This is a genomic window from Neomesorhizobium albiziae (genome assembly GCF_900114255.1).
GTDB lineage: Bacteria > Pseudomonadota > Alphaproteobacteria > Rhizobiales > Rhizobiaceae > Neomesorhizobium > Neomesorhizobium albiziae.
In genome coordinates this window covers 184482-200492 of sequence record NZ_FOSL01000005.1, presented here as the reverse complement: position 1 = coordinate 200492, position 16011 = coordinate 184482, and the positions used below count along the sequence as shown (strand labels likewise).

At 62.7% G+C, this 16011-nt stretch carries 19 protein-coding genes, 1 tRNA gene and 1 pseudogene; 7 read left to right on the top strand and 14 right to left on the bottom strand.

All coding sequences use genetic code 11. From position 1 onward, the window contains the following. The first annotated feature begins 5 nt into the window (after positions 1 to 5). On the top strand, positions 6 to 875 hold the full coding sequence (locus tag F3H98_RS11220; RefSeq protein ID WP_149760224.1) for a sterol desaturase family protein: 870 nt from the start codon (positions 6 to 8) through the stop codon (positions 873 to 875). Between the two features lie 11 nt (positions 876 to 886). Here the strand turns inward: F3H98_RS11220 and F3H98_RS11215 are convergent, their stop codons facing one another. The 8 genes from F3H98_RS11215 to F3H98_RS11180 all read right to left on the bottom strand — a co-directional run bounded on the left by F3H98_RS11215 (position 887) and on the right by F3H98_RS11180 (position 7742). Continuing rightward, the gene (locus tag F3H98_RS11215; protein WP_149760350.1) at positions 887 to 1579 is read right to left on the bottom strand and encodes a B3/B4 domain-containing protein; all 693 of its coding nucleotides are present in this window, start codon (positions 1577 to 1579) and stop codon (positions 887 to 889) included. Further along, positions 1579 to 2508: a DMT family transporter gene (locus F3H98_RS11210; protein ID WP_149760223.1), complete on the bottom strand. Its 930-nt coding sequence runs from the start codon at positions 2506 to 2508 to the stop codon at positions 1579 to 1581. Before F3H98_RS11210 ends, F3H98_RS11215 begins: the two co-directional genes overlap by 1 nt. Positions 2509 to 2597: 89 nt before the next feature. Beyond that, a complete protein-coding gene (locus F3H98_RS11205) occupies positions 2598 to 3395 on the bottom strand; it encodes an AraC family transcriptional regulator (RefSeq protein ID WP_149760222.1) in 798 nt (265 codons plus the stop codon). Positions 3396 to 3984: 589 nt separating this feature from the next. After that, a tRNA-Val gene (locus tag F3H98_RS11200) sits at positions 3985 to 4059 on the bottom strand. Positions 4060 to 4227: 168 nt separating this feature from the next. Continuing rightward, positions 4228 to 4746 (bottom strand): DUF2442 domain-containing protein, encoded by a 519-nt coding sequence (locus tag F3H98_RS11195; protein WP_149760221.1) that lies wholly within the window; start codon positions 4744 to 4746, stop codon positions 4228 to 4230. Then, complete coding sequence (locus tag F3H98_RS11190; protein ID WP_149760220.1) at positions 4718 to 4948, bottom strand: DUF4160 domain-containing protein; 231 nt, start codon at positions 4946 to 4948, stop codon at positions 4718 to 4720. Before F3H98_RS11190 ends, F3H98_RS11195 begins: the two co-directional genes overlap by 29 nt. Before the next feature lie 153 nt (positions 4949 to 5101). Further along, positions 5102 to 7105 carry a L,D-transpeptidase family protein gene (locus F3H98_RS11185; protein WP_149760349.1) on the bottom strand — a complete coding sequence of 668 codons (2004 nt, stop codon included), beginning with the start codon at positions 7103 to 7105 and terminating at the stop codon, positions 5102 to 5104. A gap of 361 nt (positions 7106 to 7466) precedes the next feature. After that, the gene (locus tag F3H98_RS11180; protein ID WP_149760219.1) at positions 7467 to 7742 is read right to left on the bottom strand and encodes a hypothetical protein; all 276 of its coding nucleotides are present in this window, start codon (positions 7740 to 7742) and stop codon (positions 7467 to 7469) included. A gap of 193 nt (positions 7743 to 7935) precedes the next feature. Between F3H98_RS11180 and F3H98_RS11175 the strand changes: the two genes are divergently transcribed. Beyond that, the gene (locus tag F3H98_RS11175; RefSeq protein WP_425294831.1) at positions 7936 to 8532 is read left to right on the top strand and encodes a L,D-transpeptidase; all 597 of its coding nucleotides are present in this window, start codon (positions 7936 to 7938) and stop codon (positions 8530 to 8532) included. A 74-nt stretch (positions 8533 to 8606) separates the two neighbouring features. Here F3H98_RS11175 and F3H98_RS11170 read toward each other — a convergent pair whose 3' ends face one another. After that, on the bottom strand, positions 8607 to 9350 hold the full coding sequence (locus tag F3H98_RS11170; protein WP_149760218.1) for a 3-oxoacyl-ACP reductase family protein: 744 nt from the start codon (positions 9348 to 9350) through the stop codon (positions 8607 to 8609). Positions 9351 to 9453: 103 nt separating this feature from the next. Here F3H98_RS11170 and F3H98_RS11165 point away from each other — a divergent pair, with 103 nt between their 5' ends. Both F3H98_RS11165 and F3H98_RS11160 read left to right on the top strand, forming a co-directional pair. Then, a complete protein-coding gene (locus F3H98_RS11165) occupies positions 9454 to 10068 on the top strand; it encodes a TetR/AcrR family transcriptional regulator (protein WP_149760217.1) in 615 nt (204 codons plus the stop codon). A gap of 56 nt (positions 10069 to 10124) precedes the next feature. Then, complete coding sequence (locus tag F3H98_RS11160) at positions 10125 to 10526, top strand: rhodanese-like domain-containing protein (protein WP_149760216.1); 402 nt, start codon at positions 10125 to 10127, stop codon at positions 10524 to 10526. 24 nt (positions 10527 to 10550) lie between these two features. On the opposite strand, the gene F3H98_RS11155 is transcribed toward F3H98_RS11160, so the two are convergent. Then, positions 10551 to 11033, bottom strand: a complete 483-nt coding sequence (locus tag F3H98_RS11155; RefSeq protein WP_149760215.1) for a nucleoside deaminase — start codon at positions 11031 to 11033, stop codon at positions 10551 to 10553. 303 nt (positions 11034 to 11336) lie between these two features. Here F3H98_RS11155 and F3H98_RS11150 point away from each other — a divergent pair, with 303 nt between their 5' ends. Then, a complete protein-coding gene (locus tag F3H98_RS11150) occupies positions 11337 to 11561 on the top strand; it encodes a hypothetical protein (protein WP_149760214.1) in 225 nt (74 codons plus the stop codon). Between the two features lie 143 nt (positions 11562 to 11704). Here the strand turns inward: F3H98_RS11150 and F3H98_RS11145 are convergent, their stop codons facing one another. Beyond that, on the bottom strand, positions 11705 to 12616 hold the full coding sequence (locus F3H98_RS11145) for an alpha/beta fold hydrolase (protein WP_149760213.1): 912 nt from the start codon (positions 12614 to 12616) through the stop codon (positions 11705 to 11707). A gap of 49 nt (positions 12617 to 12665) precedes the next feature. On the opposite strand from F3H98_RS11145, the gene F3H98_RS11140 reads away from it, so the two are divergent. Further along, positions 12666 to 13118, top strand: coding sequence for a MarR family winged helix-turn-helix transcriptional regulator (locus F3H98_RS11140; RefSeq protein ID WP_149760212.1), 453 nt, complete (start codon positions 12666 to 12668; stop codon positions 13116 to 13118). A 39-nt stretch (positions 13119 to 13157) separates the two neighbouring features. Here the strand turns inward: F3H98_RS11140 and F3H98_RS11135 are convergent, their stop codons facing one another. The 3 genes and pseudogenes from F3H98_RS11135 to F3H98_RS11125 all read right to left on the bottom strand — a co-directional run bounded on the left by F3H98_RS11135 (position 13158) and on the right by F3H98_RS11125 (position 14623). Then, positions 13158 to 13769: a pyridoxamine 5'-phosphate oxidase family protein gene (locus F3H98_RS11135; protein WP_149760211.1), complete on the bottom strand. Its 612-nt coding sequence runs from the start codon at positions 13767 to 13769 to the stop codon at positions 13158 to 13160. A 57-nt stretch (positions 13770 to 13826) separates the two neighbouring features. Beyond that, positions 13827 to 14180, bottom strand: a complete 354-nt coding sequence (locus F3H98_RS11130; protein WP_149760210.1) for a gamma-butyrobetaine hydroxylase family protein — start codon at positions 14178 to 14180, stop codon at positions 13827 to 13829. Positions 14181 to 14261: 81 nt separating this feature from the next. Continuing rightward, positions 14262 to 14623 (bottom strand): annotated as a pseudogene (locus tag F3H98_RS11125) (VOC family protein). 333 nt (positions 14624 to 14956) lie between these two features. Between F3H98_RS11125 and rsgA the strand changes: the two are divergent. Then, a complete protein-coding gene (rsgA, locus tag F3H98_RS11120) occupies positions 14957 to 16009 on the top strand; it encodes a ribosome small subunit-dependent GTPase A (protein ID WP_149760209.1) in 1053 nt (350 codons plus the stop codon). The last annotated feature ends 2 nt before the right edge of the window (positions 16010 to 16011 follow it).

The following is a 16011-nucleotide window of genomic DNA, read 5'->3' as shown; positions in this document are numbered from 1 at the left end:
AGAAGATGGACCTCCTCAACCTCAAGGGCCTTCTGCTCGCCATCGTGGTTTTCGTGCCGCTGGAGCGGCTGTTTGCGATGCATCACGAGCAGAAGCTGTTCCGGCCGCGCTGGCAGGATGACCTGGTTTATTTCTTCCTCAACGGCCTGCTGATCAAACTCGCTTTGAGCACCACCGTCGGGGCAATCGTCGTGGCGGGCATGTGGCTGGTGCCGGCGGATTTTCAGAACTGGGTGGGAGGCTTGCCCTTCTGGGTGCAGTTGCCGGCGCTGATCGTGCTGGCCGACATCGGCTTCTATTCGGTGCATCGGCTCTTCCACAAAATCCCCTACCTGTGGAAATTCCACGCGGTTCATCACAGCATCGAGGATCTCGACTGGCTGGCGGCGCACCGCGTCCACCCGGTGGACCAGATTTTGACCAAGGGCGCGTCGCTGCTGCCGGTGTTTGCGCTGGGATTTTCAGCGGCGCCGATCGCGGCATATTTCTTCCTGTACCACTGGCAGTCGCTGTTCATACATTCCAACATCAAGATCGGCTTCGGGCCGCTGCGCTGGCTGATCGCCTCTCCCCAATTCCATCATTGGCACCACGCCAACCATCCGGAAGCATTCGACAAGAATTTTGCCGGGCAGTTGTCGCTCCTCGACATGCTTTTCGGCACGATGCACATGCCGGGAAACGAGGTGCCGACCCGCTATGGAACCGACGATCCGGTGCCGAGCGGTTACTTCAGGCAGCTTTTGTATCCCTTTGCAAGGTCGCGAAAAAAGGCCGTTGCCGCTAATGGCGCCGCCATGGCTGCCGATAGCGTGGAGAAGAGCGACGCCGGGGTTTTTGCGGCCAAGCCGGATCAGCCTCAGCCGGTAGGCTGAGCGACGCCCCTTCAGAACTCGAAGCGTGGAGAAGCGCGGTCAAGGATCGCGGCTTTCGGCGTGACCGGCCAGATGGCGCCGAGATGGCCGGCGAGCGTCTCCACCAGTTTTCGGATATCCGCGGGCGCCGAAGCGTGCATCGCCTCGGCAACGATCAGTACGCCCTTCGTCTCGTCGCGGACCGCCGAAAGGCCACTCTGACGGTTCGTCCAGCGGCGCGCATGGGCCTGCCCGGCATCGTCGGCGAAAATCACCTCGCGCGCTTCGGGATGTTCGGTCTGCCCGGAAAAGGTCAGATAGGTTTCTTTGCCGGTCGCATGGCGGACTTCGAGATTGCCAGTAATCCCCGCCACGTCGAAAACGGCGACGGGAATGGCAAATGCCATCGACACCGCGTTGCAGAGATCGACCAGCGGATGCAGTCGCGGCAACGCGTTTTCCTGGCGAAACCGACGCAGCAGCGCCTCGGAGGCACAGCGGTATTGGGTCGGCTTCAGCCCCATCCGCGAGAAGGCGCGGCGCCAAGCCTGAATCTCGGGCATCTCACCTTCCGGTCCTTTGGCGAGGCGCGCGCCGGCGACCGTGTTTAGGTCCGCGATGGGCGCGTCGACAGACGCGCTATCGGTGATGCCCACTGCAAACAGTACGCCGGCGGCAAGTTCGGGAAAATCGTCCCGCAATTCCGTCGAATGGCAAAAGAACATCATCCCACCTCTTTGGAAGCGGCGGTTTTGCGGGAAGGCGCCGCAGGGAGCCGGGCATCCGGCTTTGCTGTCAAGCCGAGACTGAGAACGGCGACCAGCACGCAGCCAATGCCGACCATTTGATTCGCGCCGACCGACTCCCCGAGCAAGGTGGCGGCAAACAGCACCGCCGAAACCGGCGCGAGCGCGGTGAACAGCGAGGCTTCGGCGCCGCTGACCCGCGCCGAGCCGGCATACCAGAGCAGAAAACCGCCGACGGTCGGGATCAACGCATAGTAGAGAACGGCAGACAGCGCGTCGCCGCCGATGGCATCCCTCCACGGCGTTTCGAGAAGCGCCGGGACAATGGCGACGGTAAGCCCGATACCCGTCATCAAGGCCGACAGGGCGAGCGGCGGGATATCGGTGCGCAAGCGCTTGTTGAGCAGGATGAACAGACCTTCGCAGACGACCGCAGCAAGGATCAGGGCATCACCGGCAGGCGAATGGCTGCCGCCGCCCGCGCCGAGGGTGATCGACAACACGCCGGCGCCGGCGAGGCCGATCGCCATCAGCAGGAACCGGTGCGGCCTTTCGCCGAGCAGCAGGATTGCGATGGCCGCCGAGACGACCGGCAGCGTGCCGATAATGACGCCCGCATTGGCGGCCGAGGTCAGTTTCAGTCCCGAAATCAGCAGCGTGGTGTAGCCGACGCTGCCGGCGCCGGCTTGCAGAACGAGCAGCAGCCAGTCCCGTCGGCCGGGCCTCGGCAAAGTGGCGCCGGTGAGTTTCATCAGCACGGCGAAAAACGGCAGCGCCACCGCAAACCGCAGCGCTGTCGCGGTGAAGGGCGGCAGGCCGGCAGCGATCAGCTTCGAGGCGATGACCGTGCTGCCAACCAGCACCATGGCCGATGCCAGATAGAGATAACCTTTGGTCCGTTCCTGCATTTTCCCTGACAGTCCTCGTCACTGAGACAGTCAGAAAAGCCGAACTGGCGGAGATGGTCTTGAACGGAATTGCAGGCGATGGCGAAAATTCAGTTCATCGCGGCGGCGTAGACGCCGGGCGAGACGCCATATTTGCTGATGAAGACGCGCGTCATGTGGCTCTGGTCGGCGAAGCCGCTGCCGGCCGCGGCCAGTGCAAGCGGCGTGCCTGAGGCGATCAAGCGGCGGGCCGTGTCGACCCGCCGCTGCACGAGATAGGCATGCGGCGTCAGGCCGGTGACCCGGGCGAAGGCCCGCAGCAGCTGAAACCGGCTCGTGCCGCTTTCCCTTGCCAGATCAGCCAGAGCGACGGGCGCTGCGGGATCGTCGTCGATCCGGCTTTTGGCGCGAGAGACCGCCGGTGGCATCAACCGGTCGGTGCTGCCAACCTTCCCTATCACCGCCGCCAGCAGCATCAGCAGTTCTTCGTCGCAGCTGAAAGTGTTGTCGCCAGCAGTGAGCGTGGCGAACAATTTCCTGAAGCGCAGGGCGACATCGGCATCATGGATGACCGGAAACGAGAATTCGGCTGTGCCCATGCGCCCCTGGCGGATGTCGGAGGCTGCCTCTGCGACCAACACGGGATCGAAGTAGAGCATTTTCCAGGCACGGCCGGAATCGCCGATCGGCGCACCGTCATGCACTTCACCCGGATTGACCGTGATGACGTCACCGGGGCCGGCCTCCACCATGCCACGGCCGCTCAGAGACTTCTGTGCGCCGCGATGGATGACGCCGATGCCGAACTGGTCGTGCGTGTGACGGGCAAAAACATGGCGCGTCTCGGCCTCCACCGCTTCCACCCCGGCGACCGTGCAACGAAACATCCTGAACTGGCGTTTTTTCATGCAGCAGGCCTTGCCGTTTCCCCGGTCGACGGTCCCGAGAGGTTTAGCGCAGGCGGTGCCGGAAAGGAATTCGCACACGACGGCATCGCTGCAATTTGCAAGGGCACGTCGAACGCGATCGATGCCTTGTTAAGGACCGGGAGACGCGGCTCGACTTTATCGGCGAGATGTTTGTATTTATCGTCGCACGGCGGGCAAATAGGGAGACGCCATTGTGATGAGGGCCATAGGCCTTACGTTTGCGGTTCTGGCGCTTGCTGGCTGCAGTGCCACGAGCGACACGACTGGGACGCCCGTAACGACTGTGCCGACCGCGTCGTTCGAAGCTCCGAAAGTGATGGCGGCAGGGACCAGTCCAATCCCCCCCAGCAAACAGGCCGCGTTCTGCCAGGACCAGGTTGCGAACATGTATGACGCGGAGCCGCAGAACGTTGTGGCGCACGGGCCCGTCGTCGCAGCGGATGGCTCGACGACAATCGACGTCACTGTCGATAGGGGTAACGGGGTCAAGACTTTCAAATGCCGCCTTGACGCCGGCAATCGCTTTATCGACGCGCTATCGGCCGTGAGCGACGGTTTGCATTGAGAATGGTGGGCGATGCAGGGATTGAACCTGCGACCCCACCCGTGTGAAGGGTGTGCTCTCCCGCTGAGCTAATCGCCCGTCCGAAGCCGATGACCCGGAACAGGCGGCGATATAGGGGACGCCGGGCATCGAAGTCAAGGACGCTGGCAGTTCAATTCGTCCCCCTCACGAAAAGTACCCTCATCACGCGGTTCCGTGCCGTCGGGCTGGCTGGACACGACGTGATCGCCTGGCCGGCCGCGTCAGTCACGCGCTAAGGCGCGCTTCGGTGTAGTTGTTGTTGGGTTCGGGCGCGGCGGGCGCGCTGCCGTGTTCGGCGAGATAGCGGACAGCAAGCGCAATGTAGTTCGGAATCGGCTTGGAGCCACGAAACTGAGCGACCAGCCGCCTCGACACTTCAAGCTGGGCGGCCATACCGTCGAGCGTCAGGTCGAGCGCCGACATAACCTGCCGAAATTCGGCGTTGTCCATGCCGGCCACCGGCAACCGTTCAATCCATTCGGCGGTGAGTTCGATGCCGCCATCCCATTCGAGCGCCACCCCGTCGTCGTTAACGCGCACTGTCTGGAATAATTCGTCATTGTTGCGCAGTGGAATGAAATGCCGATGGCTGAGAAACACCGGGGCGAGATCGACAAGCACAGAACGACCATTGCGCCATGTCACGTGCACGCGGCGACCATCGCTTACCTGCACGGCGGCCATGCGCGGCAACGGCTGACCGACACTGATCACATCATCGGTGGTTGAGGCGGTTCCATTCATCGCTGATCTCCTTCATGTGCTCGCGTGCCCAGGCCACCGCCTGCTCGTAGTCCGACCGACGCAATGAACCGCGCAGGATGGAAAGGTCACTGATGCTGACCTGCGCATCGTGATCCGGCGTGACGACGTGGAAGTGCGGCGGGTTGTGATCGTCCGCATAAAGCTGGATTTTCAGGTTCCCGAGTTGGACGATCGTCGGCACGCTGCGTTCTCTACCTCGAATGATAATAGTGCACAGCGTGCACGATGTCTACAAAAAAGTGCATTGGATGCACTATGTCTATTCATAATGTAGGTCAATATAAAATAGCGCGAGCCTTGTCCGATGCGGAATCGCACCGCGTGGAACGACTGCTCAATTGATCGCTTCGGTGGGAACGGCGGCGTCGATGCCGACGCGGGCGTCGTCCAGCGGCTCTTCGCCGGTCGGCATTTCCATGTCCATCGGCCGCTGGGTGCCCGAGACCGGCGCGGGATCGAGTGCGGGCGCTTTGTCGGCCGTCGGCGCGACGGACAAACGCAAGGCATCCGTCTTCTCCAAGGCCTGCACCAGCCGCGCATCGCGGTCATAGACGTCGGCGAAATATTCGACCTTGCCGGAGGCGTTTGGCCAGGCGGTGAAATAGGCGACATAGACCGGTATCTTCCGCGTCACTTTCTCGGTCGAATGGCCCTGCTTCAGCTTTTCGGCGATATGGTCGACCGAGGTGCCGAGTACGGCGGCGGCCATCTCGCGTGGCTGCTGCAGGCGCACACAGCCATGGCTGAACGCGCGCGATTCACGATCGAACAACTCTTTCTGCGGCGTGTCGTGCATGTAGATCGCGTGCTTGTTGGGAAAGAGGATCTTCAGTTCGCCCAGCGCATTTGCCTCGCTCGGCGCCTGGCGCACCGAGAACGGCACTTTCGAGCCATAGGCGCCCCAATTGACCGCCGAGGACGGAATGCGCCGGCCCCTCGAATCGGAGACCTCGTAGCCGGCGCGATCGAGATAGCCAGGATCGCGGCGCAAGCGCGGCAGCATCTCGTTGACGATGATCGACTGCGGGACGCCCCAGTAGGGATTGTAATCCACCTGCTCGATCTCGTCGTAGAAGAAGCTGGTCTGGTTGGACGGCTTGCCGATGACCGTGCGCATGTTCAGCTTTTCGACGCCGTTCTCGACATAGGAGGCGGTGTAGGCCGGCTGGTTGATGAACACGCGGGTGCCGCCGAGTTCGACCGGCAGCCAGCGTAACTGCTCCAGCGCAATCTTGACCTTCTGCAGCCGTTCGGCCTTCGAATTGCCGGCGATCGCCTGGACGGTGCGCGGGCCGATGACGCCGTCGCCCTTCAGGCCAGCCTTCTCCTGCGCCGCCTTGATGACCGGAACCAGCTCCGGCATGTAAAGTTCGCTGTTGGCGTAACGTGTCAGCAACTCGCCGTGCTCGCCAGCAGGCTGGTCGCCGAGATCACGGGCGATGAGCTGCAGGATTTTCGGCAGTTCGACATTGATCTCGCCGGGCTTCAGCAGAAGTTTCGGATCGACGATGATGTCGTTTTCGGCGCTGGCCTCGAGCGATTCCAGCTCGACCCGCAGCGCCTGGTATTCGGGGGCCTGGGGATGGCGGGATTCGAGATAGGTACGCACCTCCTGGGTGCGGGCGAGTGTCTTCAGCGCAGCGACCATGTCGAGCGGCTTCAGCGGCAGATCGTGATAGCCGGAGAGCCGGTTGGGATCGACGCGGCCGTTCTGCGCGTCGCTGACATAACGCAGCACGCGCGCCGACAGCGTCATCTCGAAGCGGATCAATTCGACGAGCCGCGCCTGGGTGTTATCCATCGAATATGACGCGGCGGGAACGACAACGCTGTATTCGGCGGGGTCGAGGCCGTAGCTGCCGGCTTCGCCGAGCACCCGCACCGCCTCCTGGGCGCGGCCATTGGCCGAAAGTCCGGACACCCAGATGAAATCGGGATTGGCCGCGTAATATTCGGAAAGCGTCCTGGCGACACCCTTTTCGGCCTTCAGATCGAAGCCTTGCAGGCCGGCGAGCGATTCGCGGAAGGTGGCGCCAGTGAGCGCCGGCTCGAAAGCCGCCGGCTGCGCGACCGCGCCAAGGGCCGCGAAATCGGCGCGCACGAGGGCATCGGCCTTGTAGGTGTAATAGGACGGGCCGCTGATCTTGGGCGCGGCGGCGCGCTGCTGCTTCGACCGCTTCGGCCTCGATTGAAATTCCCTGCGTTCGACCGGCCTGTTCTTGAAGCCACCGCCAAACAGTGCTTCGAACAGGCCCTGCGCCTGCGCGGGAGGAGCACTGAAGGAGAGCGCGGTGGCTACGGCAAGCACAAAAGAAACGGTCTTGCCAGAATGCTTCATCATCACACCGCCGGCCAGCCGGGCCGGTCTCCCCGTTTTTCGCCGATCGCCCGGCATTGCCCCCACTGGTTGCGTCCGTTTCCGGAGCGGCGGATGTGGGGAAGAACTATAATGATTCATACCCATTTCGTTAAGTCTTTATAAATTTACAGAAATGGCCGGCAATGAAACGGTTCACGCTTGGGAAGGAGCACGGCCGCCGCATTGGGAGACCGCCAGCCGGGCAGTCGAAGCCTCCTACCGCTGGACGCTGGGCTCCTAGAGCATTTTGCAGCCAAATGGAATCATTTGGCGTCCGTATAAATGCGGCAAAACAAATAGTTAGAGCTAGCTACCCGGTTCTGAAAGAACCGGAACTGCTCTAACGGCGGCCGGTGCGGTCGCCATCCGGGTCATAATCGCGGTCGCGCTCGGCCGGCGGCTTGCGCCCGGGTTCATGCGACATGCCGTCCTCGTCGCGGCTCCAGCCGCCCTGCCGGCGAACTGGATCCTTCTTGTCGGCCTGCTGGCGGCTTTCATCGCTTTGCCCGCCCTCACCCCGCTGGCGACGCGGAGCGTCCCGAGAATCGTGTTCCCGGCTCTGCAGGCCGCTGTCGCCATCGGGATCCGGGTGCTGCTTCTGGTTGTTGGTCATCATCCCTGCTCCTCATGGACTTCCAGAGACAATTGAACGCCGCCTGGGCCGAATTGTTGCACCAACCATCCATTGGCAGGCGCGCAACAAGGCAGGATGTCCTTCCGCATCACCATTGTGTTACCGACTGCAACAAAGGTTGACCATTTCGTAGGGGAAAGGCCTTATGTGCCGGAGAAACAGGGGATTCTCGCGCATGATGAAAGCATTTCTGGTGGCGGTTTCTTTCTCGGTGGCGGGCCTCGGATCGGTTGGAGCATCCCATGCGCGCGGCGCGGATGCGGCGCCTGCGGTGACGAAGAACCTGGCAGCTCTCCAGAATCGCCGCTCTGACAAATCGCCGATACCGCGCCAGGTCGTTCGTTACGGCGGCGACGAGATCGCCAACACGATAATCATCAACACCACGGAGCGGCGGCTCTACTATACGCTGGGCGACGGCCGGGCGATCAAATACGGCGTCGGCGTCGGCCGCGACGGCTTCACCTGGTCAGGCACCAACAGCGTGAGCCGCAAGGCCAAATGGCCGGGCTGGACGCCACCGAAAGTCATGATTCGGCGCGAGGCAAAAAAGGGCCGCATCCTGCCGGCCTACATGCCGGGTGGTCCCGACAATCCCCTCGGCGCGCGCGCCATGTACATCGGATCGACCATTTATCGCATCCACGGCACCAACCAGCCCTGGACGATCGGACAGGCGATGTCGTCCGGCTGCATCCGCATGGCCAATGACGACGTCAAGCACCTCTACGAGCAGGTGAGCATCGGAACCAAGGTCGTGGTGATCCGCTAAAGTTCTTGAACGCTTTGAACGGTCGCCAACCCACCCTCTCCCGCTAAGAACGGGAAAGGGTGCGGGCAGGCAATTCAGGCGTTGGCGCCGCCGTCGATGGTGAACGCGGCGCCGGTGACGAAACGCGATTCCGGACCAGCCAGCCAGGCGACCAGGCCAGCGATTTCCTCGGCCTTGCCGAAACGCGGCGTGGCCATCTTCTGGCGCTGCCCCTCGGCATAGGGGCCATCGGCGGGGTTCATGTCCGTGTCGGTCGAGCCGGGGTTCACCACATTGGCGGTGATGCCGCGCGCGCCGAGATCACGCGCCAAAGCCTTGGTCAGGCCGACCAAGGCCGCCTTGCTGGTGGAATAGGCCGCAAGACCCAGATCGGTGACGCGTTCGGCGAGGTTGCTCGCAATCGAGATGATGCGACCGCCCTCGCCCATGTGGGCCGCGGCAGCTTTCGAGGCGACGAACGGCGCCCGTAAGTTAACCTCCATGACTTTGTCGAAGTCGGCAAGCGTCAGCGTTTCCACCGATTCGGCCCGCCAGATGCCGGCGCTGTTGACCAAAATGTCGAGCCGGCCAAGTGATGCCACTGTTTCTGCGACGGAATTCTCGATCGCCGCCGCATCGCGGTTGTCTGCCTGAATGGCGATCGCCCGACCGCCGGCATCCTCGATCTCGGCGACGACCTGCTTGGCCTTGTCGGGAGAATTCACATAGGTCAGCGCAACGCTGGCGCCGTCGGCGGCAAGCTTGCGGGCGATCGCCGCACCGATGCCGCGGCTGCCGCCGGTGACCAGTGCGACCTTGCCGCTCAAAGGGGAAGTCATGAGGTATCTCCTGTTTCTGTAACGGCCGATACATAATCACCTGTCAGCCTTGTGCAAGGGCGTCAAGCAAATTAATGTATCAACCAACACAGAAAGGATTTCGATGAGCGAACGCGGCCGGCCCCGCTCCTTCGACCGCAGCGTTGCCTTGCAGCGGGCCATGGAGATTTTCTGGGTCAACGGCTACGACGGGGCATCGCTGGCGGACCTGACCGCCGCGATGGGCATCAATTCGCCCAGCCTCTACGCCGCCTTCGGCAGCAAGGAGGCCTTGTTCCTCGAAGCGACCGAGCTTTATACCCAGGTCGAGGGGACCGGCATCTGGACGGTGCTGGAGACCGCTGCGACCACACGCGAAGCAATCGACGGCTTCCTGCGCGCCACTGCCAAAGCCTATTCACAGGATGGCAAGCCGCAAGGCTGCCTGATCGCTCTTGGCGCGCTGCACCCCGACAATTCCAGCAAGGCCGTCTGCACCGACTTGAGGCGCCGCCGGGCCGAAAATCTCGCCGCTCTCAAGCGGCGGTTCGAACGCGGCGTGGCGGAAGGCGAATTGCCTAAAAATTTCGACTGCCAGGCTGTCGCAACCTTCTATGCTACCGTGCAGCACGGCATGTCGATCCAGGCGCGTGACGGCGCCAGTCACGAAGCGCTGCTCGATGTCGCCAATGGCGCCATGGCCGCCTGGGGGTCGTTGACCCAACAATACCGGGCGTGACACGCCCTGCCCGCTCTGCTTCAATCCGCCGGCTCGAAAGACCGGAGGAGAGGCCTGTGAAAAAGGGCTACAAGGCGCTGCTTGCCGAAGCGAATGCGGAGGTGGAGGCGATCTCGCCACAAGAGGCCGCGAAACTTGCCGGCGACGACAATGTGGTGCTCGTCGATATCCGCGAAGCCGCAGAACTCGACAATGAAGGCAGGATCGCCGGCGCCAAGAACATGCCGCGCGGCGTGCTGGAATTCTGGATCGACCCGGAAAGCCCCTACCACCGCCCGGTCTTTGCCTACGGCAAGACCTTCGTGTTCTTCTGCGCCGGCGGCTGGCGCTCGGCGCTGACCGCCAAGATGGCGCAGGACATGGGCCTGACCCCGGTGAAACACATCGAAGGCGGTTTCACCGCCTGGAAGGAAGCGGGGCTGCCCGTTGAAACGAGACCGAAACCGGAGCGCTCCTGAAATGGCGCCGTAGACCGGCGCCAGCTATGCGGAAGCGGCGTGAAAACGCCTGTGCAGTTCGCGCACCTCATCCGCAAGCTCAGCCACCGGGCCTTCGACAATCACATTCGGCGCGACTTCCTGGATCGGTAGGGGTCGCACCGGCCCAGGTGGAACGCCAAGTTCCTCCAGCCAACCGACAAGCTGGCGCGAAGACACGGCATAGACGATGCGGCCCAGCCCGACCCAGCCATGGGCCGCCGAACACATCGGACAGTGCTCTCCGGACGTGTAGACCGTCGCGCTGGCACGCTCCTCGGGTGTCATGTTCATGGCGGCCCAGCGAGCCAGGTCGAACTCCGGGTGGCGTGTACCATCGCCCGTAGCCACATGGTTGTGATCCTCGGCGAGCACCGTCCCGTCGCCGGAGACGAGCACCGAACCGAAAGGTTCGTCACCAACCTCAAGCGCTTTCCGCGCCAGTTCAATGCATCGGCGCAGGTGTTGCAGTTCAGTGTCCGGCAGCATGGCCATCCCTCTTCGAGATCGTTCGCAGGGAATGCATCTTAACGCCGGTGGTTTGGGCGCCAAAGAAGCTTTTGGTATCCTCGCAGCAATGGCCGCACGCCGACCGCACCATCGGCCGATAGCTCGGTCGTATCGGGAACAACGCCGGGCAGGTAACCGCGCGACAAGGATCCATGCGATTTCCGCCATCCACCGCATTTACGGCGAAAGCAACCGCTCTAACTGTTTGTTTTGCTGCATTTATGCGGACGCCAAATGATTCCATTCGGCCGCAAAATGCTTTAAGCTGCCACGATGCCCAGGATGCCTCCCGACACAAGCAAACACCTGGCGTCCCGCCACGCGGTGAAGCGCGTGCTCGACCGGCAGAAGGTCGTGACCGTCTCCAAGCGGTTCGACCATGGACACGTGACAACGCGCGTTCTCGTGGGCGGCGAGTATTATGAGGTCGACAACCGTCAGCTCGACCTTCTGGAAATGGGACGCTCGCCGGCGCAGCTTGGCATCGAACCTGTCGCGCATCACTGATCAGCTACCCGCGTCGCCCTCGCCTTCCGGTGCCAGATTCCCCTGGAGCGGTTCCGGTTCTTTCAGAACCGGTAACCCGCTCCGACTATTTGATTTGCCGCATTTATGCGGACGCCAAATGTTTCCATTTGGCTGCAAAATGCTTAATGCACCAGCTCGGGCTCTTTCTGCTCGGCGACGAAGCGCACTGCCTCAGTGACCACTTGCGGGTCGGAAAGGATGCGCCGGTGGCCCAGCCCCTTCGCCCAATGAAGACGCACATGATCGCCGGCCGCCGCGAACATGCTTGCGCTGTCGGCGGAAACCTCGCGGTCGTCGGGCGCATGGATGACCAGCGTCGGGATCGGCGTCAGGGCCAGTTGCTCGGAACCGACATAGTGCGACAGCGGGCGGCCCGCGATGCGCTCGACCTGATCGTTGACGGCGGTCTGCGAGCGTGGCCCAAGATTGAGCATGCGTCCGAAATCCTGGAACAGCGACGGCATGGAACTGGGTGCTGCAATCAGAACCAGGCGCTCTGTGGCGAGCGGTGCGATGCCTTCGACAGAACCGACGGCCGCGTTGACCGCCACCGCACCGCCGAAGGAATGGCCGACGACGGCCTTGAACGGACCGAACCACTCGCCAGCGGCGCGCGCCGCATCGACGGCGAGCATCATGTTCAGCCGGCGGCCACTGGAATGGCCGTGACCAGGCAGGTCGAGCGCGATGACGCGGTGGCCTGCATCGCGGAAGCCCTCGACAATCCTGCGCATATGTTCGGTGCGCGAATGCCAGCCATGGATGACCAGAACCGTCCCGGCGCTGGGGACGCCCACAGGCGGGCGAAAATCGAACGCCGTCACCGAGCCGGATTTCAGCGGCAGGCAGTGGCGCCGCGCGTCGGCCATGAAGCGGGCGGCCTGGTCGATGGCCTTTCGCTCCCCCGGCGACGGAGCATTGGGATTTGCCGTGCGGCAGAAGATTTCGAAGGCGACGCGCCCGGTGAGACGAGGCGCCACATGCTCGGCAGCGCCAAATACGCTACGGATGACCTTGTGACCGAATGATGCCATAGTGATCGTCCTGGAAAAATGGTTCAACCATGAACATATTAGTTCAAGCATGAACAAAAAGCAAGACCTGCCGTGGGATAATCCGCGCTTCCGGAACTGGATTGCCCTGGTGCGCGCGGAAAAGGCCGTCGTCGGCGCGCTGACCAAGGCGCTGGCGCCGCTCGACCTGAAACTGGCGCAGCTCGATATGCTGATGAACCTCTACAGGCATCCCGGCATGTCGCAGCACGACCTCGCCCGAAAACTGCTGGTCGGACGCTCCAACATCACCATGCTTTTGCCGCAGATGGAGGCGCGCGGACTGCTCAGCCGCGAGAACGACGCCAAGGACAAGCGCATCATGCGGCTGACGCTCACCGAGGACGGCGAGAAGCTGCTGATGGAGGCGCTGCACATCTACACCGGGCTGATCGAGCGGGTGATGGAGCAGTCGACGCCGGCCGAATGCGACAAGATGGGCTCGATGATGCAGCGCATCTCGGACATGCTGAAGGCTGAATAGTTCACCCGAAAGCGACGCGCAGCGTCGGCTAGACCGCGCCTACCACATCGTTTTCTTGGCTCGCTCCGGCCATTCCTTGTCGTAAGTCTCGCCATCGATGGCACGGCGGCTGGTGACGGCGAGAATCTGGCCGGGCGTCGGCAGGGTTTTCGGGTTGGCGTGCTTTTCCGGGTTCCACAGCTCAGAGCGGTGGATGGCGCGGGCGCACTGGAAATAGACTTTCTCGACCGCGACCACCGTTACCGATCGCGCCGGTTTCCCTTCGACGGCGAAGGATGCGCAAAGCTCGGGATCGATGGAAATTTCGGCGCGGCCGTTGACGCGCAACGTCGTACCCGAACCAGGCACCAGAAACAGAAGACCGACGCGCGGGTCGCGGATGATGTTCTTCAGCGAATCGGCACGGTTGTTGCCGCGCCGGTCGGGCATCATCAACGTCCGGTCGTCACGGATGCGCACGAAGCCGGCGAGGTCGCCGCGCGGCGAACAATCCAGCCCTTCCGGGCCCGACGTCGCCAGCGCCACGAACGGAGAAGCTTCGATGAAGGCGGCGTATTCCGGGATGATGTGGTCGAGTTCCTTGACCAGCGAGGCCTCGCCGGGAAGGCCGTAAAGAGCTTCGAGCTGTTCGACCGTGGTGATAATGGACATCGTCCGTCCCTTCGATTCCGATCCCCGGCACTTGGAGCATGCCGATGGCAACAGCAGCTAGCGATCCCGGCTGAGCCTCTTTTCCGCCAGCTCGGCGAGATAGACCTGCCAGCGCGCTTCCTTCTCATGGCCGAGCGCGTGCAGATAGTTCCAGGTGAAAATGCCGGTGTCGTGAAAATCGTCGAAGACGATGCGAACGGCATAATTGCCGACCGGCTCGATCCTGGTAATCGCCACATTGCGCTTGCCGGGTACGGTGACGCGCTGTTCCGGCGAATGGCCCTGAACTTCGGCCGAGGGCGAGACGACACGCAGGAACTCCGCCGGCAATTCGAACGGCGCATGATCGGGAAAAGTGACCGTCAGCAGCTTGCGGTCCTTCGATACGCGGAGTTCCTTTGGCGCGGTCATTTTTGCCCCTGCATTTGGTTTGCTCCGGTTACGCCGGTTTTGACGCTGGTGAAAGCCGGAAATGAATACACCTGGCTGGACTCATAACTTTCGGCCGCGAAAAGCCCGGCTCGAAATGGAGATCGGATTTCCCGACGGGTCGCGCGCATTGGCGAGAACGTAGCCATCGGCATGGTGCAAAGCTCCGAATTCCAGCCCTGCAGCGGCGCACTTTTCGGAAAAGGGCGCGACATCTTCCACATCGAAGACCAGCTTGACCGTTGACTGGCCGGTTTTCTGCGCCTTGCCGGCTTGATAGAGCATCAGGCTGGTTCGGCCCTCACCCATCAGCTCAACGATTCTATCGCCTTCCTGCCTGAAGGCTTTGAAACCAAAGTGCTTTTCGTAAATCTTACGGTTTCCTCGACATCCCGCACATAAAGAAGAATTCTGCCAAGGTGCAAACGACCATTCCTTCCCCGCAGCTTCAAGCCGGCATATGAGGCCGACGGGATCGGCACAACATCCGGCGGCTGGACAGCGCCGCATTCTGTCAGCATAATCCGGGCCAACGCAACGCAAGCCGCAAAGGAGACGTTGAATGATTGTCGCCATCTCCCGACCGGCTGGCGAAGCCGGATAGCGGTATTGCGTGCTCGCCAGCGGGATTTTCCCGACCGGCAACTCTCACACCTCTACCCTCTCGACCAGCTCCTTCTTTTGACGCTTCTGCCGCGCGCGACAGAAGTTCCCTTGATCCGTGTCCGCCCACGGCGGCACAAGCTGGTACGAGAACAATGACATCTGAAAATTCCACCCTGGCCGATTTCGGCTGGAACAACTTTTTCGCTTCCCAGGTCGAGCTCGGCGAGACCGGCGTGCCCGTGCGGGTGATGGCGGTGCACCGCGACAGGCTGCATGTCGCGGGCCCCGCAATCGACACGCTGATTCAGCCCTTTGTCGAAACGCCCGACGACGAAGAGGCTTTCGCGACGGTCGGCGACTGGCTGCTGCTCGATGCGCAAACGGCGCGACCGCGCCGGCTCTTGCGGCGCCGCAGCCTGTTCAAGCGGCGTGCCGCAGGCACCGGTCGCAAGCTCCAGCTCATCGCCGCCAATGTCGACACGCTGTTCATCGTGTCGTCGTGCAACCAGGATTTCAATCCGGCACGGCTGGAGCGCTTCCTGGCGCTGGCGAAAGAAGCCGAGGTGACGCCGGTGGTGGTGCTCACCAAGGCCGACATGGCCGACAATGCCGGAGATTTCGTGCGCGATGCCGGCAAGCTGCTGCCGGGATTGCTGGTGGAAGCGGTCGATGCGCGCGACGCAGAGAGCGTCGCCTGCCTCACCCCATGGTGTGCCCGCGGCCAGACGGTGGCACTTCTGGGTTCGTCGGGCGTCGGCAAGTCGACGCTGGTCAACACGCTGACAGGCGAGCGGCTGGAAACGCAAGGCATCCGCGAGGACGACGCCAAGGGGCGGCACACCACCACCGGTCGCGCGCTGCATCGGCTGCCGGCCGGAGGCTGGCTGATGGACACGCCGGGAATGCGCGAACTGCAGCTGACGGACGTCGGCTCGGGGCTGGACGAAGTGTTCGCCGATGTCGTCTCGCTTGCGCGAAACTGCCGGTTCAGCGATTGCCAGCACGAGACGGAGCCGGGCTGCGCCATCCAGGCGGCGATCGGCTCGGGCGAAATTGAAGCGGCGCGCATCAAGCGCTGGCGCAAGCTCGCCGCCGAAGAAGCATTCAACAGCGAGAGCCTCGCCGAACGCCATGCCCGCGCCCGCGCGTTCGGAAAAATGGCGAGAAGCGCCATGGCGGAGAAACGCGCGCGCCGCGGCGAGTGACG